Annotated in this window: 21 protein-coding genes and 1 tRNA gene; 7 read left to right on the forward strand and 15 right to left on the reverse strand. The window is 72.6% G+C overall.

Annotated elements, in window-relative coordinates; genetic code table 11:
* Positions 1 to 103 precede the first annotated feature (103 nt).
* Genes ACSNN7_RS09380 through ACSNN7_RS09390 form a run of 3 tightly spaced genes read right to left on the reverse strand, consistent with a single transcriptional unit; the run spans position 104 to position 3,821 of the window.
* Positions 104 to 1,303 carry an allantoate amidohydrolase gene (locus ACSNN7_RS09380; RefSeq protein WP_436680281.1) on the reverse strand — a complete coding sequence of 400 codons (1,200 nt, stop codon included), beginning with the start codon at positions 1,301 to 1,303 and terminating at the stop codon, positions 104 to 106.
* Positions 1,300 to 2,955: a urocanate hydratase gene (hutU, locus tag ACSNN7_RS09385; RefSeq protein ID WP_436680282.1), complete on the reverse strand. Its 1,656-nt coding sequence runs from the start codon at positions 2,953 to 2,955 to the stop codon at positions 1,300 to 1,302. Before hutU ends, ACSNN7_RS09380 begins: the two co-directional genes overlap by 4 nt.
* A gap of 14 nt (positions 2,956 to 2,969) precedes the next feature.
* Entirely contained in the window at positions 2,970 to 3,821 is an 852-nt protein-coding gene (locus tag ACSNN7_RS09390; protein ID WP_436680283.1) for a MurR/RpiR family transcriptional regulator, read from the reverse strand.
* Positions 3,822 to 4,007: 186 nt separating this feature from the next.
* On the opposite strand from ACSNN7_RS09390, the gene ACSNN7_RS09395 reads away from it, so the two are divergent.
* Entirely contained in the window at positions 4,008 to 5,312 is a 1,305-nt protein-coding gene (locus tag ACSNN7_RS09395) for a hypothetical protein (protein ID WP_436680284.1), read from the forward strand.
* Between the two features lie 25 nt (positions 5,313 to 5,337).
* Here the strand turns inward: ACSNN7_RS09395 and ACSNN7_RS09400 are convergent, their stop codons facing one another.
* Positions 5,338 to 6,954, reverse strand: coding sequence for a hypothetical protein (locus tag ACSNN7_RS09400; protein WP_436680285.1), 1,617 nt, complete (start codon positions 6,952 to 6,954; stop codon positions 5,338 to 5,340).
* A 149-nt stretch (positions 6,955 to 7,103) separates the two neighbouring features.
* On the opposite strand from ACSNN7_RS09400, the gene ACSNN7_RS09405 reads away from it, so the two are divergent.
* Positions 7,104 to 8,762 carry a hypothetical protein gene (locus ACSNN7_RS09405; protein WP_436680286.1) on the forward strand — a complete coding sequence of 553 codons (1,659 nt, stop codon included), beginning with the start codon at positions 7,104 to 7,106 and terminating at the stop codon, positions 8,760 to 8,762.
* A gap of 62 nt (positions 8,763 to 8,824) precedes the next feature.
* Here ACSNN7_RS09405 and ACSNN7_RS09410 read toward each other — a convergent pair whose 3' ends face one another.
* The 7 genes from ACSNN7_RS09410 to ACSNN7_RS09440 all read right to left on the reverse strand — a co-directional run bounded on the left by ACSNN7_RS09410 (position 8,825) and on the right by ACSNN7_RS09440 (position 16,619).
* Complete coding sequence (locus tag ACSNN7_RS09410; protein WP_436680287.1) at positions 8,825 to 9,694, reverse strand: glycosyltransferase family 2 protein; 870 nt, start codon at positions 9,692 to 9,694, stop codon at positions 8,825 to 8,827.
* A complete protein-coding gene (locus tag ACSNN7_RS09415; RefSeq protein ID WP_436680288.1) occupies positions 9,694 to 10,608 on the reverse strand; it encodes a glycosyltransferase family 2 protein in 915 nt (304 codons plus the stop codon). Before ACSNN7_RS09415 ends, ACSNN7_RS09410 begins: the two co-directional genes overlap by 1 nt.
* Positions 10,609 to 10,652: 44 nt before the next feature.
* A complete protein-coding gene (locus ACSNN7_RS09420; protein ID WP_436680289.1) occupies positions 10,653 to 11,735 on the reverse strand; it encodes a glycosyltransferase family 4 protein in 1,083 nt (360 codons plus the stop codon).
* The gene (locus tag ACSNN7_RS09425; RefSeq protein WP_436680290.1) at positions 11,732 to 12,583 is read right to left on the reverse strand and encodes a glycosyltransferase; all 852 of its coding nucleotides are present in this window, start codon (positions 12,581 to 12,583) and stop codon (positions 11,732 to 11,734) included. The genes ACSNN7_RS09420 and ACSNN7_RS09425 overlap by 4 nt, the downstream gene beginning before the upstream one ends.
* 1 nt (position 12,584) lies before the next feature.
* Positions 12,585 to 13,691, reverse strand: coding sequence for a lipopolysaccharide biosynthesis protein (locus tag ACSNN7_RS09430; RefSeq protein ID WP_436680291.1), 1,107 nt, complete (start codon positions 13,689 to 13,691; stop codon positions 12,585 to 12,587).
* A 185-nt stretch (positions 13,692 to 13,876) separates the two neighbouring features.
* A complete protein-coding gene (locus tag ACSNN7_RS09435) occupies positions 13,877 to 15,181 on the reverse strand; it encodes a sugar transferase (protein WP_436680292.1) in 1,305 nt (434 codons plus the stop codon).
* A gap of 358 nt (positions 15,182 to 15,539) precedes the next feature.
* Positions 15,540 to 16,619 carry an LCP family protein gene (locus ACSNN7_RS09440; RefSeq protein ID WP_436680293.1) on the reverse strand — a complete coding sequence of 360 codons (1,080 nt, stop codon included), beginning with the start codon at positions 16,617 to 16,619 and terminating at the stop codon, positions 15,540 to 15,542.
* A gap of 126 nt (positions 16,620 to 16,745) precedes the next feature.
* Between ACSNN7_RS09440 and ACSNN7_RS09445 the strand changes: the two genes are divergently transcribed.
* Positions 16,746 to 17,579 (forward strand): class I SAM-dependent methyltransferase, encoded by an 834-nt coding sequence (locus tag ACSNN7_RS09445; protein ID WP_436680294.1) that lies wholly within the window; start codon positions 16,746 to 16,748, stop codon positions 17,577 to 17,579.
* A gap of 140 nt (positions 17,580 to 17,719) precedes the next feature.
* Here the strand turns inward: ACSNN7_RS09445 and ACSNN7_RS09450 are convergent, their stop codons facing one another.
* The 4 genes from ACSNN7_RS09450 to bcp all read right to left on the reverse strand — a co-directional run bounded on the left by ACSNN7_RS09450 (position 17,720) and on the right by bcp (position 19,800).
* Positions 17,720 to 18,250: an N-acetyltransferase family protein gene (locus ACSNN7_RS09450; protein ID WP_436680295.1), complete on the reverse strand. Its 531-nt coding sequence runs from the start codon at positions 18,248 to 18,250 to the stop codon at positions 17,720 to 17,722.
* A gap of 66 nt (positions 18,251 to 18,316) precedes the next feature.
* Positions 18,317 to 18,402, reverse strand: a tRNA-Leu gene (locus tag ACSNN7_RS09455).
* A 341-nt stretch (positions 18,403 to 18,743) separates the two neighbouring features.
* Positions 18,744 to 19,292: an HNH endonuclease signature motif containing protein gene (locus ACSNN7_RS09460; protein ID WP_436680296.1), complete on the reverse strand. Its 549-nt coding sequence runs from the start codon at positions 19,290 to 19,292 to the stop codon at positions 18,744 to 18,746.
* Positions 19,293 to 19,323: 31 nt separating this feature from the next.
* On the reverse strand, positions 19,324 to 19,800 hold the full coding sequence (gene bcp, locus ACSNN7_RS09465; protein ID WP_436680297.1) for a thioredoxin-dependent thiol peroxidase: 477 nt from the start codon (positions 19,798 to 19,800) through the stop codon (positions 19,324 to 19,326).
* 123 nt (positions 19,801 to 19,923) lie between these two features.
* Between bcp and ACSNN7_RS09470 the strand changes: the two genes are divergently transcribed.
* Genes ACSNN7_RS09470 through ACSNN7_RS09485 form a run of 4 tightly spaced genes read left to right on the forward strand, consistent with a single transcriptional unit; the run spans position 19,924 to position 22,590 of the window.
* Entirely contained in the window at positions 19,924 to 20,640 is a 717-nt protein-coding gene (locus ACSNN7_RS09470; RefSeq protein ID WP_436680298.1) for an energy-coupling factor ABC transporter permease, read from the forward strand.
* Positions 20,637 to 21,038, forward strand: coding sequence for a PDGLE domain-containing protein (locus ACSNN7_RS09475; protein ID WP_436680299.1), 402 nt, complete (start codon positions 20,637 to 20,639; stop codon positions 21,036 to 21,038). Before ACSNN7_RS09470 ends, ACSNN7_RS09475 begins: the two co-directional genes overlap by 4 nt.
* Positions 21,039 to 21,052: 14 nt before the next feature.
* Positions 21,053 to 21,823 carry a cobalt ECF transporter T component CbiQ gene (cbiQ, locus tag ACSNN7_RS09480; protein WP_436680300.1) on the forward strand — a complete coding sequence of 257 codons (771 nt, stop codon included), beginning with the start codon at positions 21,053 to 21,055 and terminating at the stop codon, positions 21,821 to 21,823.
* The gene (locus ACSNN7_RS09485) at positions 21,820 to 22,590 is read left to right on the forward strand and encodes an energy-coupling factor ABC transporter ATP-binding protein (protein WP_436680301.1); all 771 of its coding nucleotides are present in this window, start codon (positions 21,820 to 21,822) and stop codon (positions 22,588 to 22,590) included. The genes cbiQ and ACSNN7_RS09485 overlap by 4 nt, the downstream gene beginning before the upstream one ends.
* Positions 22,591 to 22,651: the final 61 nt, after the last annotated feature.

Genomic DNA, 22,651 nt, shown 5'->3' on the forward strand with positions numbered 1-22,651 from the left:
TGGCCGCGCCGAGTCGTCTGCGACATCAGCTCCACAGCCCCCGACGGGGCCGGTGCCGCCCGGCCCCGGCCCGCCGTCGCCGGCCCGTCCGGCCGGGCCGGGCTCACCGGCATGCCAGCTCCTCGAGGACCCGGGCGAGGGCGGTCACCCCGGCCGCGCAGTCGGCGTCGTCGGCCGACTCGGCGGGGGAGTGCGACACCCCGGTCGGGTTGCGGACGAAGAGCATCGCGGTGGGCAGGTGCGCGGCCAGCACCCCCGCGTCGTGCCCCGCGCCGGTGGGCAGCACCGGCGCGTCGAGCAGCGCGGCCAGCCGGTCGGCCAGCCCGCCGTCGAACGCGACCAGCGGGGTGGCCGACTCCTCGGTGCAGGTCAGCTCCGTGCCGTCCCGCTTCGCCCGCTCGGCCGCCTTGGCCTGCACCGCACCGACCAGCCCGCGCAGCGTCTCCGGTTCGGCCGCCCGGGCGTCCAGCCAGCCGGTCACCTTCGACGGGATCGCGTTGGTGGCGTTCGGCTCCACCGACACCCGGCCCACGGTGGCGTGCGCGTCGCGCAGCCGGGCCTCCTTGTTCGCCGCCAGCACCGTGAACGCGTACGTCAGCATCGGGTCGCGGCGGTCGGCCATCCGGGTCGTACCCGCGTGGTTGCCCTCGCCGTGGAAGTCGAAGCGCCAGCGGCCGTGCGGCCAGATGGCGCTGGCGACCGCGACCGGCGCGTCCTGCTCGACCAGCGCGCGGCCCTGCTCGACGTGCAGCTCCACGAAGGCCGCGAAGCGGCCGAGCAGCGCCGGGTCGGCGCCCGCCGGCCGGTCGCCCAGCGCCTCGGCGAAGCTCACCCCGGCCGCGTCGCGCAGCCCGGCCGCGCGCTCCACGGCGATCTCGCCGGTGAGCAGCCGCGACCCCAGGCACGGTACGCCGAAACGGGCCCCCTCCTCCTCGACGAACGCCGCCACCGCGACCGGCCGGTCGGGGGTGACCCCCGCCGCGCGCAGCTCGTCCACGGCGAGGAACGCGCTGACGATGCCGAGCGGCCCGTCGTACGCGCCGCCGTGCGGCACCGAGTCGAAGTGGCTGCCGGTCAGCACCGCGCCACCCGCCTCCGGCTCACCCCACCAGGCGAAGAGGTTGCCGTTGCCGTCCTCGGTGACCGGCATGCCGCGCTCGTCGGCCTGCGCCCGGAACCAGGCCCGCAGGTGCAGCTCCGGCTCCGTGAGGGCGTAGCGCAGGTAACCGCCGCTGCCGGCGTCCCGCCCGATCGGCGCGATCTCGTCCCACAGCTTCCGGAACCGGCCGGCGAGATCCGTCACGCCGGTCCCTCGGCCATCGGCACCCGCACCCCGGTGCGCTCCGCGACCTCGCGGGCGGCCTCGTACCCGGCGTCCACGTGCCGGATCACGCCCATCCCCGGGTCGTTGGTGAGCACCCGCTCGATCTTCTGCCCGGCCAGCGCCGTGCCGTCGGCGACGCACACCTGCCCGGCGTGCAGCGACCGGCCGATGCCCACCCCGCCGCCGTGGTGGATGGAGACCCAGGACGCCCCGCTGGCGGTGTTGACCAGCGCGTTGAGCAGCGGCCAGTCGGCGATCGCGTCGGAGCCGTCGGCCATCGCCTCGGTCTCCCGGTACGGGCTGGCGACGCTGCCGCAGTCCAGGTGGTCCCGGCCGATGACCAGCGGCGCGGACAGCTCGCCGGAGGCGACCATCTCGTTGAACCGGACACCGGCCTTGTCCCGCTCGCCGTAGCCGAGCCAGCAGATCCGCGCCGGCAGGCCCTGGAAGGCGACCCGCTCGCCGGCCATCCGCATCCACCGGGCGAGGGTCTCGTTCTCCGGGAACAGCTCCAGGATGGCCCGGTCGGTGGCAGCGATGTCCTTCGGGTCGCCGGAGAGCGCCGCCCAGCGGAACGGGCCCTTGCCCTCGCAGAACAGCGGCCGGATGTACGCCGGCACGAAACCGGGGAAGTCGAACGCCCGCTCGTAGCCGGCGAGCTGGGCCTCGCCCCGGATCGAGTTGCCGTAGTCGAAGACCTCCGCGCCCGCGTCGAGGAAGCCCACCATCGCCTCGACGTGCTGCGCCATCGACGCCCGGGCCCGGTCGGTGAACTCGGCCGGCTTCGCCGCCGCGTAGTCGGCGGCGTCGGCCAGCTCCACCCCCACCGGCAGGTACGACAGCGGGTCGTGCGCGCTGGTCTGGTCGGTCACGATGTCGATGGCGACGCCCCGGCGCAGCAGCTCGGGGAAGACGACGGCCGCGTTGCCGACCACGCCGACGCTCAGCGCCCGGCGTTCCCGCTTCGCCGCCAGCACCCGCTCGACCGCGTCGTCCAGGGAGTCGGCGACCTCGTCCAGGTAGCGGTCGTGCATCCGGCGCTCCAACCGGGTGCGGTCCACGTCGACGATCAGGCAGGCGCCGCCGTTCATGGTGACCGCCAGCGGCTGCGCCCCGCCCATCCCGCCGCAGCCGGCGGTCAGCGTCAGCGTGCCCGCCAGGGTCCCGTCGAACCGCTTCGCCGCCACCGCCGCGAACGTCTCGTAGGTGCCCTGGAGGATGCCCTGCGTGCCGATGTAGATCCACGAACCGGCGGTCATCTGCCCGTACATGGTCAGGCCGAGCTGCTCCAGCCGGCGGAACTCCGGCCAGGTGGCCCAGTCGCCGACCAGGTTCGAGTTGGCCAGCAGCACCCGGGGCGCCCACTCGTGCGTGCGCATGACCCCGACCGGGCGGCCGGACTGCACCAGCATCGTCTCGTCGTCGCGCAGCTCGGTCAGCGTGCGCACCAGCGCGTGGTACGACGGCCAGTCCCGGGCGGCCTTGCCGGTGCCGCCGTAGACGACCAGGTCGTCCGGTCGCTCGGCCACCTCCGGGTCCAGGTTGTTCATCAGCATCCGCAGGGCGGCCTCCTGCGGCCACCCCTGGGCGGTGCGTGCGGTGCCGCGAGCGGCGCGGACGGGCTGGTGCATCTCGGGTACTCCTCTCAGCCGAGGAACAACTGGCGACGGACGGCGGACGACTCGAACGCCTCCAGGCGGGCCTGCGTGTCCGCCGGGGAGGCGTCGCAGATCGCCTGGAGGACCACCATGGCCAGGGTCATCGGGGCGGTGTGCAGGTCGAACACGAGGTCGGTGCCGACCGCGGCGGGCAGCACCAGCTCGGCGTACTCGGTCGCGGGGCTCACCGGTGAGTCGGTGATCGCCACCACGGTCAGGCCGGCGTCGCGCGCCTCGCGCAACGCCTCGAAGGTCTCCCGGGGGTACCGCGGCAGGACGAAGGCGAGCAGGGCGCTCGCCCCGGACGCCGCCGCCTGCTCCAGGCGGTCGGTGAGCAGGCTGCCGCCGTCGTCGAGCACCCGGACGTCCGGATGCACCTTGGCGGCGAAGTAGGCGAAGTACGCGGCCAGCGGCGCCGCCGCACGCAGCCCGAGCACCGGCAGCGGGCGGCTCGCCGCCAGCAGCTGCCCGGCGGCGGCGATCCGGTCCCGGTCGGCCAGCTCGCCGGCGAGCCGGTCCAGGTTGGCCATCTCGGCGCGGACCGCCCGCTGGAGCTCGTTGCCGTCCCCGGCGTCGCCGCCCGCCCCGCCGGCGGTCAGCTCGCGCAGCCGGCGGCGCAGCGCCGGGTAGCCGTCGTGGCCGAGCGCGACGGCGAACCGGGTCACCGACGGCTGGCTCACCCCGGCCAGCTCGGCCACCTCGGCCGCGGAGAGGTACGACGCGGCGGCGGCGTGCTGCACGAGGCAGTGCGCGATGCGGCGCTGGGTGGGCGTGAGCCGGACGCCGTGGAACAGGTCGAGCACCCGGTCGGGCGGTGCGGCGACGGCTCCGTCATTCATGGCGCGACTCTATGCATGAAAACTTTCAGACGCAACCGCCACCCGTTCGGTCACACCGCGCCGACCGTCGGTGGTCCACACCGGAGGAGACGCTGGTCGCGCGGGGTACGGCCCGGAATGCCGTCGACCGCCGCACTGGCGGCGTTTCTGTACTATCCGCACGGCGGGTGAGCAGAGGAGTGGGGCATGCAGCCGGACGGTCCGTACAGGTTCACCGAGATGATGGGCGTTTGCCAGGTGGGCAAAGCCTGGTGGGCCGTCGACGGGCAGGACCGGCTGGTGACCGTCGCAGTGCTCGAACCCGTGGTGGCCGACGACCCCGCCTGGCGGCAGGCCTTCTCCGGCATGGCCGACGCGCTGGCCGCTCCGGGTGGTGGCGGCGGGCCGTACCTGGCCGCCGACTTCACCGCGCCCGCGCCCTGGGTGGCGTACCCCGCCGACGGGCCGGGCGCCGACCGGCTCTTCCTCGCCCTGGGGCACGAGATCCACAGCGAGGAGGCGGGCGAGGACAGCACCGTGGCGATGCTCCAGGTACCGACGCAGCAGTCGCAGCCGGCGCCGTGGGCGGTGCAGGGCGACCCGACGCAGGTCTCCGCCCCACCGCAGCCGGTCTCCACACCGCCGGTGTCGACCCCGCCCCACCAGGTCTCCTCGCCGCCGGTGTCGGCGCAGCCCGTGTCGGTCGCGCCGCAGCCGGTGTCGACGCCCCCGCACCAGGTCTCCACACCCCCGCACCAGATCTCCACACCGCCGCACCAGATCTCCGCGCCGCCGGTGTCGCCGGCGTACCAGCAGCAGCCCAGCGTCCCGCAGCACGACCCGTTCGATTCGTCCGGGGGACGACGGATCGCCCCGGTGCGTCCGGAGCCGAAGCGGCGCGACTGGATCTCGGTCGCCGTGGCGCTGGTGCTCACCCTGGTCGCCGGCACCGCGGGCTTCTTCCTCGGCCGGGGCAGCGACGAGCGGACCGCCACGCCCTCGCCGTCGGCCAGCACGTCCCTCCCGCCCTACGAGGCGACGCAGTTCTCCATCAACAAGGCGAAGTTCGAGGGCGAGCTGGCACCGCTGGCCGAGCCCTGGCTGACCCGGATCGGCGGCTGCGTGGTCTACGGCCAGGCCGGCACGCCGAAGCTGCCGGCCGACGAGAAGGGACACGTGTTCTGCCACTACGGCGGCGCGTGGCTGCACTTCGCGCTCTACCCCGGGCAGAAGCAGGAGGACACCGCGCGGGCCTACCGCCAGCAGCTGAACCTGGCCGGCGGCACGTTGGCACCCGGGATGCGCGAGGCCGCCAAGACGACGGGCGGGGTGACCGGCGCGGCCGGCAACTATGTGGAGTACGCCTTCGAGAACGAGGGTGGCCAGCCGATCTGCGGCGTCTGGTGGGACCGCGACGACCTGAACGGCGCCTTCTACGTCGAGACGCTCTGCAAGGACGGCGTCGCCGGCAACTGGGACGCCCTGCGGGATCTGTGGCGTCGAGGCAGTTGAGTGTGGACGCTGCCCGTGCCGTCGGTCATCCCCTGCTGACCAGCGCGACCGGCTCCACGCCCTCGGTGACCTGCTCCACCCGGTAGTCGGCGAGCGCCTGCCGCCAGGCGTTCGCCTCCTCGCCGACGAGGTGGGAGCGGATCAGCCAGACGCGGGCGTCGCCACCGCGCCGGCCCGCCAACTCCACCGCCTGCTGGAGCCCGTCGCCGACGGCCCTGCTGTCCTGACCCCCGACCACCACGACGTCCGACCGGTCGGGCATCCGGACCCACCAGCCCACGGTGTTGCCGTGCGGCGCGACCAACTCGATCGCGTCCCGGTGGGAGTAGAACGCGAAGCCGTACCAGGCGGCGTCGTTCATGACGACGACGTCGTTCGGCGAGCGGTGCCTGGCCACGTACTCGGTCGCCGACCGTACGTCCGTCACGGCGACCGCCGTGTAGTAGAGCCCCGATTCGTTGCCGTCGAACCGGTACCAGCGGCTGTTGCCGAGGCCGAACGCCCCGAGCAGGATCGCGCAGATCGCTGCGGTCACGATGGTGGGCCGGGCACCGGGCAGCCGGCGGCGGACCAGCGCGGCCACCGGGTCCGCCACGCCGACGACTCCGACGCCGGCCACCGCCGCCGCCATGACGAGCAGGAAATGCGAGGTACGCAGCTCCAGCAGCGGGTAGAGCCCCGCGACCCCCAACGTCATCGCCGCCACCGGCAGCAGCGACACCGCGACCGCGCAGGCGGGGCGGCCCCGCCTCAGCAGGGTCAGGGTGCCGGCGACGAGCAGGCCGGCAACGACCAGCCCGGGGGCACCCACCAACGGCGTCAGGGTGTCGATCTGCCGGCCGAGGTAGCCGGGCAGTTCCGCCGGCCCGGGGAAGCTGGCCACCCAGTACTGCTCCATCGCCTCGTTCCGCCCCCGGGCGGAGATGCCGAAGTAGACGGCGGTCACGATCACCCCGGCGTTGAGTCCGGCCAGAGCCACCTCGACGAGCCGGGACCACTGCCGCCGGATCGCGGCCGTCAGCAACAACGCGGCGAACGCGCACGGGGCGACGATCGCCGTGACGTGGCTGAACAGGATCCCCACCGCGACCGTGGCCGTGAGTACCCCGAGGCGCCGCCGGGACCATCCCTGTTCGGTCCACGCGACCAGGACGAGCAGCGCCACTGCGACGGCGGCGTCGGCGGTGTACTGCTTGAGGTCGTGGCGGACCTGCTGAGCGGGGAGGAGCAGCACCGCCACCGCGCAGGCCAGCCCTGCCACGACGCCCCGGCCGGTCGTCGGCCAGCTCAGCGACCGGCCGAACGCGTACGCCGCGACGACCGCGAGGGCGTGGAACGCGAGCGGCACCACCCGCAGGTGGTCGGTGTCGGGGACCATCCGCAGCAGGAAGCTCCACCCGATCGGGCTCGACGACGTGGTCACCGGGAGGTCGCTGAGCGGGAACCGCACGGACAGTGCCACCCACGCCTCGTCCACCCAGTACGGTGCGGTCAGCATCGTGGTGACGTCGTGCACGACCGCGATGAGTTCCAGCAGCACGGCGATGGCGGCGGCGTCCCACCCGGTCGGGCGGAGCCTCGGCGCGGCGACCCCCGGCGCGTCGGCTCTGGCGACGCCCGCTGGATCGAGCTGTACAACCACGCAGATCCCTACCCCGACTGCCGATCGGCCGGGCGTCACCCTAACCCACCACCGCATCCCGACGGGCAACGCTCCACAGTGGTTGCTCCGGCCCGGAGACCCACTGTCGATCGGTGGTGGCTGATCCGTACGATCGCACGGTGCGAGTGATGACTGCCAGGAGCAGGTCAGTGGAGCGCCGGGCGCTCGTCCTCGGTGGCGGCCTTGTCGTGCTGGCGGTCGGACTCCTGCTGGCGGGCGGGTGGCCGTTCGCGCTCGCCGTCGGCGTCGGCGCCCTGCTCGGCTGGGCGATGATGGAACCCGCCCGCATCACCTGGGCCATCTTCGTCATCGCCTTCGCGATCCCGGTGACCATCGACTTCGGCTACCCGACCAACCCCTCGTACACCCTGGTGCTGGTCCTCTTCCTCCTCGCCGGCCGGGGACGCTTGCTCCGGGCCGAACGGGACGGGTGGCAGCCGACGCTGATCGGTGCGGCGCTCCTGCTCCCGTCGTGCGCGGTGCTCGCGGGGATCGCCCACTGGCACGGCGTCAAGCCGGTGGTCGTCGGTGTCGCGCCCCTGCTGTGTTTCGGCGTCCTGGGCTGGCACCTCATCGAGGAGGCGCGTCGCGATCCACGGACGATCAGGCGGATCGCGGAGGCGTTCACCTGGTTCAGTGTCGCCGTCGCCGTCTTCGCCAAGTACCAGACCCTGTCCCGGACCTGGCCGATCTTCGATCAGCTCGCGTACCACTGGACCTACACCTCGGCTTTCGACGCGACCCGTGCGGTGGGTCTCTCCGGGCACCCCATCATCTACGGGACCTTCGCCATGGCGATGGCGCTCGTCGCGCTGAGCATCCGGGGCAGATTCTGGTACGTCCCGTTCACCGCGAACCTCGTCGGACTGGTGCTGTCCGGCACCCGGAGCGCGTGGATCGGCATGATCCTCGCCCTCGCCACCTGGGTGCTCCTCCGATGGCGGACGTTCTCCTGGCGCGGTGCGGGCAGCGCGGTCGCCGTCGTCGCGATCGCCTACGCAGCCGTCGCGTTCGCCCCGTCGATCTGGGCGCCCGCCGCTCCCGCCTCGGCGCCGACCGTGGCCGCTCCCGCGCCGGGTGCCGTGGCTCCTGCACCGAGTTCGGTGGCTGCCCCTGGCGCCGCCGCACCGAGTTCCGTTGCCCCTGCGCCCGGTTCCGCCGCCCCTGCGCCGAGTTCGGTGGCACCTGCGCCTGACTCCGCGGCCCCCGTGCCCAGCTCGGCCGCTCCTGCCTCCAGCTCCGCCGCGCCCGCCCCCAGCTCCGTCGACTCGGTCGACGTGGCGGGGTCACGGATCTCCGACCCGATCGGGTCGGCCAGCGCGGACGCGCGCTTCACCCGCATCAACGCCGTCTGGGACGGCATCACCCGGGACTGGTCCACCGTCGTCTTCGGTAACGGACCAGAGGCCAACGTGCGCTACCTGGAGCATGTCGGGATCGGCGACGGCCAGGCAGAGGTCTTCGACAACACCTACCTGACCTTCTGGTACAACTACGGCCTGATCGGACTGGCCTGCCTGCTGTCGCTGCTGGTGGTGCTGTACCGGCGGCTCCGGTCGCTGCCCGCCCGCCTCCTGCTGGTGGGCATCGCGGCCCAGATCTTCTTCTTCGACGTCTGGCTGTGGTTGGGGGCGGTGGCCGTGTGCCTCCTGGCGGTGGCGTTGGGCGCTGCCGACAACCCGTCGTTGTCGGCCCGGCCGCTACCGCCACTGGACCCGCGACGGTGGCGCCGGCGTACGCCGCAGGGCGCCCGCGAGGAGAGCGCGGTCCCCTCGGGCGTGCAGTGAGCTGAGTCGCCGGCGGCGTCTGTCCCGTCGACCGCCCTGCCGGTGCGCCCGAGCCGGGCCGGTCAGCCGCCGGTGGCGGGGCCGGAGGTGACCACGGCCTCGCCCTGGCCGGTGGCCGGCGGGTGCCCCACCCGCGACCCGATCAGGCGCGCGGCCGCCCGGTGCCGCCGGGCGACCGGCGGCAACCCGATCAGGAACTCGGGAAACATGCCGAAGAAGGTCCTGGCGCTCTGCAACTCCAGGCTGTGCGCCCTGGACCAGCGCAGCGAGTTCGTCGCCCGGCCCCAGTGGTGGATCCACCGCACGTCGCCGAGCAGTGCGACGGGCAGACCGTCGCGCCACGCGCGCAGCCCGAGCTCGTGGTCCTCGTAGTAGAGGAAGAAGCGCTCGTTCCACCCACCCAGCTTCACGACGTCCGCGGTGCGTCCGGCGACGGCCGCGCCCATGACCCAGGCGACGTAGCGCACCTCGCCCGGTTCCGCGACGACCCGGTACGAGGCGTGCAGGCGGGACAACGGCCAGACCTTCCGGTTGCCCAGCTTCGCCGTCGCGTAGGGAAAGCCGCGACCGTTCGCCTGGGGGACCCCCTCGGACGAGAGCAGTTGGGGAGCGACCAGCCCTCCGTGCGCGTCGAGGTACCGCTGCAGCACATCGAGGCCGTCCGGACGGATCTCGAGGTCCGGGTTCGCGAACAGGATGTACTTCCCGGTCACCTCGCGCAGGGCGACATTGTTCGCCCTGGCGAACCCGACGTTCTCCGGCAGCCGGATGACCCGGGCCCCCAGCTGCTCCGCCACCGCCGCCGAGTCGTCGGCGGAGCAGTTGTCCACCACCACCCACTCGTACGGCTCGGCCGCGCCGCGCCAGCACCGGCGGAGCGTGTCCGCCGAGTTGTAGGTGACCGTCACGACACTCCACGGGTGTCCCGTCATCAGCCTCTCCGAGATGTCAGGTAGCTGAACAGGCAGGCGAAGCCGAACCGGCTGCCTCTCCACTGCCGGCGGGCGGCCGGCGCCTCCACCAGGCCGCGTCCCACCCCCCGCAGGAACGGTCGCAGCAGGCCCTGACGCGCGCGCCGGGCGGCCAGCGCGGCGTGCGCCAACGCCAGGATCGGCACCGCGACGAGCAGCAGCGGCCAGGTGAGGGTCCGCGCCGCGACCAGGAGCCGGTTACGGGCCAGGAGAAAGGCCCGGAATCCCTGAAGGCGGTCGTCGCCCTCGACGCTGTGGCCGCCGGCGTGCGGCAGCACGAGATCCAGCCCACGGGTACGCAGGCCCGAGGCGTAGAGCCGGAACGCGAGGTCGGCGTCCTCACCCCAGGCGAACAGGTGCTCGTGGAACCCCCCGAACCGGCGGAACAGTTCGGTGGGGAAGACCGCCGCGCCGCCCGACGGACCCAGGGGGGCCCGCGCCGCGGTCGCCGACCGGTCGACGAAGAGCGAGATCGGGTTCAGGTCGATGCCGACGTACTCACCGCCGTGCATGGCCAGGCCGACCGCGACGGGGGTGTCGGGGTCCGCCGCGACGGCGGCGCAGAGGCGGGCCAGCGCGTCCTGCGGTAACCAGACGTCCGGATTCAGCAGCAGGACGTGGCTCGTGGTCGCGACCGCCACCGCCCGGTTGCAACCTGCCGCGAAGCCCGCGTTCGACGAGTCGGGTAGGTACTCGTACCGGTCGTCGTCCAGGCAGGTGGCGATGACCTTCTCGCACCCGTCGTCGGGCGAGTTGTCGGCGAAGACGAACCGCACCGGGAGATCCGTGGCGCTGCGTACCCAGGTGGGCAGCGTCTCGGCGAGCATGTCCGCGGACCGGTACAGCACCGTGACGATGGTCAGCTCTGTCGCCACCCGCGCACCACTCTCATCCGTTCCCTGATCGGGGTGACCGCTGGTCACCGCAGCGACCGGTACAGGCTCTGCCAGCGCGCCACGCACCGGTCGAAGGCGTACTCCCGGGCGTACCACTGGGCCACCCGCTGCCGGTCGTCGGTGGAGCCGACCGGGCGGACCGCCTCCCGGACGGCCCCGGCCAGCGCGGTGGCCGTCAGGTCCGCCCGGAACGCCAGGGTTCCGGTGGCGTGCCGGGTGACCTCCGCGAGACCGCCGGCCCCGGTGTGCACCACGGGCACGCCCAGGGACAGCGCTTCGAGCGCGCTGAGCCCGAACGACTCGACCCGGGACGGCACCAGCAGGCAGTCGATCCGCTGCAGGAACTCCGCCGCGGCGACCCGTCCGACGAGTTGGAGGTTCGGCCGGGCCGCGATCGGCAGCGAGCCGGCCCCGGCCACCACGAAGTCCACGTCCGGCAGGCACGAGGCGACCTCGGGCAGCAGGTCGGCGCCCTTCTCCTTCTCCAATCGGCCGAGATAGCCGACGACCGGCCGTCGATCGGATCTCGGCGCGCGGGCAGGCTGCGGGTCGGGCCAGGTGGCCGGCAGCGGGTTCGGGATCAAGTGGACGTCCTCGACCCGGCCACGCTCGCGCAGCTCGGCGGCCTCGAACTCGGAGACCGCGACGGTCGCGTGCGGCCGCAGCCGGCGCATGGCCAGGTCCAGCGTGATGTTGGACTGGACGACGGCCTTCTGCTGAAGTGATGCGGCGGCGTCCCGGTACTGCCAGAGGCTGTTGTGCAGGGTGACCACGAGGGGGGTTCGCGGGCGTTCCGTGCTCAGCGCGGCCCGCGCGTGCATCGCCGCCGAGAGTAGATGGGCACAGACCACGTCCGGCCTGACCTCGCGCACCAGGCGACGGATCTGCCGCACATAGGACAGGTCGATCCGGCCGGCCGCGCTGAGCCCGACCCAGGGCACCCCGGCCTCGCGCAACGCCCCGCCCACCTCGTCGTCCGAGGTGGCGGCGACCACCTCCACGCCCGTCCGGGCGTGCGCCGGGATGATCTCCGTCAGGATCCGTTCCGCGCCACCGAGTTGCCGGCGTCCGGATCCACCCGTGGTGCAGACGAACAGCACCTTCACGAGGCACGCAGCCCCTCGACCGCGCCGCGCGCGATGGCACGGCGGACCGGGTTGCCGCCCACGGCCGCCCGCAGCAGCGTCCCGCAGACGTACGCCGTCGCGGCGACGCGGGCGCGCCGGCCCCCCGTGTCCCGGCTCGCCCGGATGAACTCCCGGGTACGCCGCTGGGAGATTTCCTCTTCGGACCAGCGGCGCCTGGCCGTCGCGTCGTCCTCGTGCATGATCACGGCTTCCCGCACGTACGCCAGCCGTAGGCCCTGTTGGCGCAGGGCCCAGCACAGCCGCATGTCCTCCGAGTAGAAGAAGGACGTCTCGTCGACCCCGCCGATGGTGTCGAAGGTGCTGCGGCGCAGGGCGACGAAGGGCCCGGTCAGCCAGTCCGCCTCTTCCGGCGGCGCGACGATCCGCAGGCGTGGCGCCACCAGGCTCAGCCCGGTTGCGTGGGCGAGCCCGACCCGCATGGTCAGGAACCGCCCGCCCTCGGTCTGCGGCACGCCTTCCGGTGTCACCACGGCGGGGAAGGCCGCACCCACCGCGGGATCGGCGAGAGCGGCCAGCAGGCGGGCCACCGCATCGTCGTGCACGACGATGTCGTTGTTGGAGAGGATGACGTTCGCCCTGCTCGTGTGGCGCACGCCGAGGTTCATCCCTCTGGCGTACCCCAGGTTCGAACCGGACTGGACGTACCGGACGCCCTGCTGGGCGCAGAATCCGCTCAACGCCTGCCGGATCTCCTCCGAGCTGCCGTTGTCCACGACCACGATCTCCGCCGCGCTCGGCAGCGACCGGACGCAGGCGCGGGTCCGCTCGAAGTCCTCCCAGGCGAGGACCACAATCGAGACATCCATGTCACACCGCTCCATGACTCGGCGGCTGCGCTCGTCGCAGGCTCGCTCTCGACGCAAGGGCGTGTACGGCGTAGGCGAGCGAGGAAACGATCGCCGCGCCGACCACTCCGGCCCAGGGAATGATCCCGACGTACGCAGGTACCGCCACCGCGACGGTGACGAGGGCGACGACGGTGGTCGCCTTCTCGCCCCGTCGCTTCAACAGCAGGGCACTCCAGCTCTTCCCGGCCGCCGTGGCCAGCGAGCCCGGCAGAAGGAGCAGACCCAGGAGCCACGCGTGCCGGTACTCCGGCTGGACGAGGCCCAGCACGGCGAGTCCGACGACGGCGGCCACGGCGATCGGCAGGGCGGCCCTGACCACCGCTCTCGTCGGGTCCGGCCCGTCCGCGCCGTCGCGGTCGGCAAGGATGCGCTGCGCACGTACCACGGCACCGGCCTGTGCAAACTCCAACGCCGCGACGGCCAGGGCGTAGACGCCGAGCGGACCGGCGCCGGCGAACCTGGCCACCAGGACCTGGTTGAACCGGAGCGTCATCATCTGCGCGAAGATCCCGACGTGCAGGTTGCCCGCCGCGAGCACGTCGGCGCGGTAGTCCGACCGGGTGGCCGTGGGCGCCGGGCCGAACCCGTGCCGCCGGACCATTCCCAGCACCAGCCCGCACACCACCAGCGCGCTGAGCCACTGCACGCCGAGCCAGACCAGGCTCCACCGCCCGCCGTCGAGCTGCCCGGCGGCATAGAGGGCGGCGTAACCGCCCACCAGGACCGCCCCGCTCGCGGCCCGCATCGAGTAGACGAGCCGGAAGCTCCTGCGCCGCAGCGCGAACGACGACACGGTGTTGAAGACGGTCAGGCCTGCGGCGGCTCCCACGCCGACCAGGTGACTACCGACTCCGGCCACCGTGGTGAGCAGGGCGGCGGCGCCGGCGGAGAGCAGCACCGAGACCCCGAGGATCGTGAGGACCCAGGTCCGGCCCCGGGAGACGACCCACCCGGCCGGACGGGACAGCAGGAACGTGTCCAGCGACAGCCCGCCGACCGCCGCGCCCAGCGTCGCGCTCACCATGTTCGCGGCCAGCTCGCCGCGCTCCGCTGCGGGGAGGGTCACCGACGTGACCGCCGCGAGGCCCGTCAGGCCGAGAGCGGCGAGGTAGAGATGTTCGGGCGCGCCGAGCCGCCGGAGTAGTTGGGCCGACCGGTGCCCGGGGGACGGTTTCCGGCCGGGGCCTGACGAGTCGGCGGGATCGGCCGGCGACACGTCGGTCCGGACGGGCGAGCCCGTGCCGAGCTGGGTCATCGCCCACCACCGCGGAAGACCTCCGCAACGGTGCGAAGCACGATCTTGATGTCGAGCCAGAGCGACCAGTTCTCGACGTAGTAGTTGTCGAACCTCGTCCGGTCGGAGATCGGCGTGTCCCCTCGTAGGCCACTGACCTGCGCAAGTCCGGTGAGTCCGACGGGCACCCGGTGGCGCATCGCGTAGTTCGGGTACTCGACCGAGAACTTCTCGACGAAGTACGGCCGTTCGGGCCGGGGCCCCACCACGCTCATGTCGCCGCGCAGGATGTTCCAGAGCTGCGGCAGTTCGTCCAGCGACGTCCGGCGCAGGAACCGCCCGATCGGCCCGACGCGCTGGTCATGCGCGATGGACCAGGTGGTCTGCGACTCGTGCTCGTCGACCGGGCGCATCGACCGGAACTTGATGACCTTGAACGGCTTGCCGTACCGGCCGATCCGCTCCTGACGAAAGAAGACGCCCCGGCCACCTTCGAGGAACGTCGCCACCACGCAGAGCAGAAGCAGCGGGCTCAGCACGATCAGCGCCAGTGCGGCGATGACCACGTCGGAGGCCCGCTTCACCGCCCACCGTGGTCCGGACAGCGTGATGTCGCCGATCTTGACGATGGGGAAGGCCCCGACGTGGTCGGGATATCCACCATGGGACCGGGAACCCCAGAGGCGGGGCACCGCCCAGAGGTCGCAGCGCGAACTGGCCGGCTGGAGCAGGATCTCCATCAGGGTCGACTCCGGGCAGTCCGGGTCGGCGATGACCAGGACCTCGCAGTCCAGCATGCTGGTGAGCTGTTCGAGGTCGCCGAGAGTGCCGATCAGGGGGAGCGCCCCGGCACCCTGCCGCGAGGCGACGTCGACACAACCGACGAACCGTAGCCCGTACTGCGGGTAGCGCCGCAGCAGCCGGGCGAGTTCGACGCCGATCGGACCGCTGCCGATGATGATGGCGTTGTGCTCCACCCATCGACGCTTGCGCGCGACGAGGAGGAGTTTGCGGCTGAACGCACGGCCGACCACCACCAGGCCGGCGGACAACGCCACACCCTGCATGAACCCGCTGACGTACGCCACCGCGTCGTGACGCTCGGCCGCGATGATGGCCACCACCGCACCGGATGCCAGCAGCCGGCCGCCGAGGCCGGGTAGTTCGTCCAGGAAGCTGACGTGGCGGCGCGGCCGATAGAGCCCGCCCGTGGTGAAGAGCGCCACCGTGAGGCCGGCGTTGACCAGGGTCCCGCGCCAGTGGTTCTGGGTCACCAGCAGCGGGGTGAGCAGTGCGATGACGTCGAGGGGAGCGATCATCATCCAGGCCCGGAGCGGGCGCGTCCGCTTCGAGGTCCGGGAGCCGGCGTACGGCAGGACCGCGGTCGTGTCGAGGCCGGCACGCGGCTCGGCGGCGGCCGGCGGTTCGGCGGCCCGTGGGACAGGAGGAATGCGCGCCGGAACTTCCTCGCCGCCGGTCCGGTCACCCTGCGGTTGCGCCGACTGCTGCGATCGTTCGTCGAGGTGGGTCGTGGTCGCAGCAGGATGACCTGACGCCGGTAGGCGTGACATGGTCGGTCCTCCCCCGTGACGAACCCTGGCCAGAAGTGAAACGCCGGGGCGATCGAAGGATACGAGTACGTCAGAAGTGTCGCCAGAGCCGGGGAGCCGATTCACCGTCCTACTTTCCGGCGGCCACGATCTCGGACACCGAGTCTCGGCGGACCGCGTCGAAGAGCTTCCTGGCCTTCGCCGTGTCGGCGAACACGACGCTCTCGGTGCCGACCCGGCCCGTCCCCTTGGTGGGGCAGGTGAAGAACTCGAGGTTGCCGCTGCGCAGGTGACGCAGCTTCATGGCCAGGTCCACGAGGGACAATGACTCGTCCACCGCGACGGCGCTCGTGGTGGCCTTGATGAAAGAGTTCAACTTGCCGGGGCTGGCCAGCACGCCACCGGAGGCGGCCTTGTCCAGGATCGCCTTGATCACCTGTTGCTGGTGCCGGATCCGGGCGAAGTCGCCGTCGGCGAAGGCGTGCCGCTCGCGCGCGTAGTCCAGTGCGGCCGCCCCGTCCAAGGTCTGCGGACCCTTCTCGAAGGTCCGGCTGCCGCTCGGATGGAGCGAGTACTTCGTGGTGAAGCTCTTCTCCACATCGACCTCGACGCCGCCCAGCGCGTCGACGATCTCCTTGAATCCGGCGAAGTCGACCATCGTCACGTGGTCGATGCGGACTCCGGTGAACTTCTCCACCGTCTGGACCATCAGCGGGACGCCACCCCACGCGTACGCCGCGTTGATTTTGGCGTCCCTGCCGCCGTGTCCGCTCTTCGACCTGGGCACGTGCACCCAGGTGTCCCGAGGGATCGAGATGAGCTGGGCACTCGACCGGTCCTTGGTCAGATGGGCCAGGATGATGGTGTCGCTCCGGGAACCGGAGCTGTTCTCCTGGTCCCGGGAGTCGCTGCCCAGGATCATGATGTTCATCGCGCCCTGAGCCTCCGCCACGGCCTGGGGGCGGGACTCCCGGGGCACGTCCTGGAACGCGTCGACGCGATCGATGGAGGAGTTGACGGAGCGGTAGTACAACCCTCCCGCGAGGACACCACCGCCGCCCAGCAGCGCCAGCACCAGCAGCACGATCAGGGCGATCCGCCGGCCGCGACGGCGACGCGGCGCCGGAGCAGAGGGCCGGCCACCGTCGACGTCCTCTTCGGACCCGGGGGAGTGCGATTCGACGTCGGCGAGCTGCTGGCGATCTGACATGGCCGCGATGCTACTGATTCACGTTCGTGCACGGGGACCCTCGTCCGGACGGTCATTCCGGCCCACCCGATCGGTGAATCCAACTTTTCCTCGCCGTTCTTCACCTTCGCCTGGTAAAACCTCCGCGTGGACGCAACGACGCTTCGCCGGGCCATCGCCCGCACCCGCCTCGCGCCGGTCGCCGCCTTCCCGAAGCGGCTCGCCCGCGTCGCCCGGCACGACGCCAAGGTCATCCGTACCACCACCCGGTGGCTCTTCACCTCCCGCGAGCACCACAACTACACCTACGACCTGACGAAGCTCAGCCGGCAGCACCTCGCCTGGTTCGTCAGCGTCGTCTGCGACGTGCCGATCAAGCAGGTCCGCGCCTATCTCGACGAGATCGAGTCCGACGACACGCTGCGCGGCCACATCGAGCGGGCCACCGCCGGGTCCGCGCGCCGCGGCCTGGCCGACCGGCAGGTCCGGTACGCCCGCCGCATCGGCTGGTACGCCATCGTCCGAGCCACTCGTCCCGCGCACGTGGTGGAGACCGGCGTCGACAAGGGGCTGGGCAGTTGCGTGCTCGCCGCCGCCCTGCTGCGCAACGCCGACGAGGGGCACCCCGGCCGGCTCACCTCGCTGGACATCAACCCCGAGGCCGGCTACCTGGCCCGCACCGCGCCCTGGTCCGAGGTGGTGGACCTGGTCATCGGCGACTCGATCGCCTCCATCACCGCGCTGGACCGCCCGGTCGACCTGTTCCTGCACGACAGCGACCACAGCCGGGCGCACGAGAAGCGTGAGTTCGAGGCGATCGAGCCGAAGCTGGCCCCCGGGGCGATGCTGCTCACCGACAACGTCACCGCCACCGACGTGCTCGCCGCCCACGCCGAGCGCACCGGCCGGCGCTTCCTCGCCTACCGGGAGACCCCGCGCGAGCACTGGTATCCCGGCGACGGCATCGGCGTGGCCTGGTGACAGCGGCGGCCCAGGTCACGATCGGGGATGGACCTGCGCCGCCCGTACCGACGCCGGATCCGCGGGTGCCTCGCCGCCGGTCGTGCTCGCCTGCGGTGGCACCGGTGGAGCCGGCCGGCGCGGCCGGTGGCGGCTGACCGTCAGCCGGTCGGCTCGTCCAGGTCCCGCCACATGAAGATCTCGTCGCGGTCGTCGCCGGGCGCCACCCGCAGCGCGCCCGGCAACCGCCCCACCTCCCGGTACCCGAGCCGCCCGTAGAACCTCTCCAGGCCCAGCCCGCCGCGGACCGTCACGTGCAGCGCCCGCCAGCCCAGCTCCGGGGCGCGGCGCTCGGCCTCCCGCATCAGGTCGAGGCCGTAGCCCCGGCCCTGGGTGTCGGGGTGGACCATCACCCGCTTGAGGGTGCCCCAGTGCGTCTTCAGGTGGAACCGGTTGTCCGCGAAGATCAGCACCGCGACGAGCCGCTCGCCCTCGTACCCGACGAGCAGCCGGTCCGGCCCGTCGGTGATCTCGGCGAGGGTCCGCTCGGCGAACGGACGTACCTCGGCGGCGGTGACCGGGGCGACGAAGCCGACCGCGCCGCCGGCGTTGGTGACGTCGACCCAGAGCTCGACGATCCGCGCGCGCAGGTCAGGGGTGAGGTCGGGGTCGAGGACGAAACGCAGACTCACGCCCGCCATCCTGACGAAGGGGCGCGGCGTGGGCTCGCCATCGTGACGCGACCGACAGTGTGGAGCTGGTGCGGGAGAGGGGATTCGAACCCCCACGTCCTCTCGGACACGGGCTCCTAAGGCCCGCGCGGCTGCCGTTACGCCACTCCCGCCGACTCGCTGAGTCTAGAGCGTCGCGCCGAAACGGTGTGCAGCCCTGCTCGTCGCAGGATGTTCGACACCGTGCCGTGGCTGACCACGCATTCGCCGCCCGACGAAGCCCGGATGATGCCGGCCAGCTTGCGCGGACCGAGCGTGGGATTCGCCAGGGCGTACCGCACCACCGTCTCGTGCTGCGGTGACCCCGGCGCTGGTCGGGAAGCCTGTCGGGGCGCGGGGGCGACCCCGCCGGTGGTGGCGAGTCGTCGGCGAAGACGCGGAAGGTGGCTGCGGTGACAGCCGATCCTCCTCGCCGCGTCGACCGGGCGGAGGGCACCGGCCTCCACCTGTCTGATCAGATCTGCCACGGCCTCCGGCGTGAGGGGGGCGGTGGCCGGGGTGGCGTTGCCGGAACGTTGGTCGGCGGTGTCGCCGGGCCACGATTGCGCCCCGCGTAGGTGGCTGTCTGACTGTGGCAGTTCGGGCAGAGCAGCCGCAGGTTCGGAGGACGGTTGTCGAGGAAGTCGCCGTCGATGTGGTCGACGTGCAGGATCAGCGGGCGGCCCCGCCACGTCGGCCCGATGCCGCACTCCTCGCACTCCTCGGGGACGCCGATGTCGCCCAGCGCCCACTTCAACCGGGTCCCCGGTGTGCGCCGGGCACCCTGCGGCAGACGCACCAGCAGTTGGGAGGAGGTGGTCCGCCGTTCGCTGCGGCGTCCCTTGTTGTGTGCGCTGCCGGTGAAGTGCGACGTGTCGATGCCGAACCGCTTCAACTGCCGGCTGATGTGCGCATGCGACCCACCGCTGATGCGCACGCCGAGCAGCCGCATCACGCCGGCGATGGAGTGCGCGGCAGCGGCCGCCTCGGCCAGCGTCTCCGGGGTGTATCTGTATCGGACCACGCACGGACCGTAGTGACGGGGTCCGACAAGCTCAGTCGAGGCCGAGGTCCCGGCGCAGCTTGGCCACGTGCCCGGTGGCCTTGACGTTGTAGAACGCCCGCTCGATCTTCCCGTCCGGGTCGATGACGAACGTCGAGCGGATCACCCCGGTCACCGTCCGGCCGTACATCCGCTTCTCGCCGTACGCGCCGTAGGCGGTGAGCACCGTCTTGTCGGCGTCGGCGACCAGCGGGAAGGTGATCGCGTCGCGCTCGCGGAACTTCGCCAGCTTGGCGGGCTTGTCCGGGGAGATGCCGACGACCTCGTAACCGGCGGCCTGGAGCGAGGCGAGCGAGTCGCGGAAGTCGCACGCCTGCTTGGTGCAGCCGGGCGTCATCGCGGCCGGGTAGGCGTACAGGACGACCCGGCGGCCGCGCAGGTCGGCCAGGGAGAGCGTCTCGCCGGTGTCGGTCGGCAGGGTGAAGTCGGGGGCGGGGTCGCCGGGGGCGAGGCGGTCGGGCGCGGTCATGGCAGCGACCTTACCGCCGCTGCGGGTGGTGGTGGACGGCACGCGCCCGGCCCGTGGTGATCAAGAACATGGCTTGTTGCCAAGCCTTGGCAACAACGAGGTCTGCCAAATAGGCTGCGCCGTGTGGAAACCCTGGCGATGCACATCTCGAACGGGATCATCAACGGTCCCGTGGCGGGCATCTTCGCGGCCGTCGCGCTCGCCGCGCTGACCTTCTGCGTGCTGCGCGGCCGACAGGACCTGGACGACCGGCTGGCCCCGATGGCCGGCCTGGTCGCCGCGTTCATCTTCGCCGTGCAGATGCTCAACTTTCCGATCTTCACCGCCGGGGTGAGCGGTCACCTGCTCGGCGGCGCGCTCGCCGCCATGCTGGTCGGCCCCTGGGTGGGCGCGCTCTGTGTGGCGGTGGTGCTGGTCGTGCAGGCCCTGGTCTTCGGCGACGGTGGCGTCGCGATGCTCGGGCTGAACATCACCAACATGGCGATCCTCGGCACCGCCGCGGCGTACCTGCTGATCGCCGGGCTGCTGCGGGTGCTGCCGCGGACCCCGGCCGGGCTCGGGGCGACCGCGTTCGTCGCCGCGCTGCTCAGCGTGGTGGTCGCGGCCCAGGGCTTCGTCGTCCAGTACTGGCTGGGCGGCACCACCGACCTGGGCGGCAACATCACCGGCCTGGCCGGAACCATGGGCGTGGTCCACCTGCTGATCGGCATCGGCGAGGGCCTGATCACCGCGACCACCGTGGTCACCGTCGCGAAGGTCCGGCCCGATCTGGTGTACGCGCTGCGCGCCCTGAAGCCGGCCACGCCGGCGCCCGTTCCGGCTGTCGGAGGTGTCCGGTGAGGAAGCGTTCCTGGGGTTTCGTCGGGGTCGGCCTGCTGGTCGCGCTCCTGCTCGCCGGAGTGGTGAGCAACTACGCCTCGTCGCACCCGGACGGGCTGGACTCCTCCCTGCTCGAGGGCTGCACGGTCAACGCCGACCACGAGATCACCGGTGGCTCCTGCCCGGCGCAGCAGGCCAAGGACCATGAACTGGCCGACAGCCCGCTCGCCGACTACGGCGTCCGGGGCGTCGACAACGCCTTCCTCTCCACCGGTCTCTCCGGCGTGCTCGGCGTGCTGCTCACCTTCGCCGTCGGCGGCGGCGTCTTCTGGCTGCTGCGCCGGCGTGGCCCGGCCGGCACCGACGACGCCGACGGCGCCGCGCGCGAGGACCGGCAGCCGGCCGGCACCACCGGCTGAGCAGGGGTACGCGGATGGGCGCGGGACACGCGCACGTGCTCTACCGGGACGTCGCCTCCCCGGTGCACCGGCTCGCCCCCGAGGTGAAGATCGCGGCGATGGTGCTCTTCACGCTCGCCGTGGTGGCCACCCCGCGCGAGGCGTTCTGGGCCTTCGGCGGGTACGCGCTGCTGGTCGCCGGGGTCGCCGGGCTGGCCCGGGTGGGGCTGCGCTGGCTGCTGCTACGCGCCACCATCGAGCTGCCGTTCGTGCTGTTCGCGTTCGCGCTGCCGTTTGTGGGCGCGGGGGAGCGGGTGCCGGTCGCCGGGCTCGACCTCTCCGTCGACGGCCTGTACGGCGGGTGGAACATCGTCGCCAAGGGCACCCTCGGCGTACTCGCGTCGCTCCTGCTGGCCGGGACCACGACGACCCGGGACCTGATCCTCGGCCTGGACCGGCTGCGCTGCCCGCAGATCATCACCCAGATCGCCACGTTCATGCTGCGCTACCTGGACGTGCTGGTCGGCGAGGCCCGCCGGATGCGGGTGGCCCGGGTGTCCCGGGGCGACGACCCGCGTTTCCTGTGGCAGTTGCGCGGCTTCGCCGCCGGGGTGGGTGCGCTGTTCCTGCGCGCCTTCGAGCGCGGTGAGCGGGTCTACCTGGCGATGGTGTCGCGGGGCTACTCCGGTCGGATGCCGGCGGTCTGTCAGGGCGCGGGCGCGGCGACCGCCGGGCAGTGGCTGGCCGCGGCGACCGTGCCGCTGGTGGCGGTCTCCATCGCCGCCACCGCCGTCGTCCTGACATGATCGGGTACGTGCAGACCGCTGCCTCCCTGGACGTTCGTGGCGTCCGGTACGCGTACCCGGACGGTCACCTCGCCCTGGCCGGGGTGGACCTGCGGGTGCCGCGCGGCGAGCGGGTGGCCCTGCTCGGGCCGAACGGCGCCGGCAAGACCACGCTGGTGCTGCACCTCAACGGCATCCTCACCCCGACCGAGGGGACGGTCAGCGTCGGCGGGCTGACGGTGAGCCGGGACCGGGCCGAGCTGGCCGAGGTACGGCGCCGGGTGGGCATCGTCTTCCAGGACCCGGACGACCAGCTCTTCCTGCCCACGGTCGCCGAGGACGTGGCGTTCGGCCCGGCGAACCTGGGGCTGCGCGGGGCGGAGCTGGCCGAGCGGGTGGACGAGGCGCTGGCCGCGGTGGGGATGAGCGAGCACCGGGACCGGGCCCCGCACCACCTCTCATTCGGCCAGCGGCGTCGGGTGGCGGTGGCCACCGTGCTCGCCATGCGCCCGGAGATCCTGGTGCTCGACGAGCCCTCGTCCAACCTCGACCCGGCCGCCCGGCGGGAACTGGCGGAGATCCTGCGCGGCCTGCCGGTGACCCTGCTGATGGTGACCCACGACCTGCCGTACGCGGCGGAGCTCTGCGAGCGGGCGGTCATCCTGGACGCCGGCCGGATCGTCGCCGACGCCCCGACGCCGGACATCCTCGGCGACGCCGACCTGCTGGCCCGGCACCGCCTCGAACTCCCCTACGGCTTCACCCCGCACTCCCTGCCCCGCCCCTGACGCCCGCGCGGCGGTGATCCGCTCCGGTTTGCGGCGTGTCGGGGTGTCCTCGCGCCGGGAC

This window comes from Micromonospora sp. URMC 105, from assembly GCF_051386295.1.
Taxonomy (GTDB): domain Bacteria; phylum Actinomycetota; class Actinomycetes; order Mycobacteriales; family Micromonosporaceae; genus Micromonospora.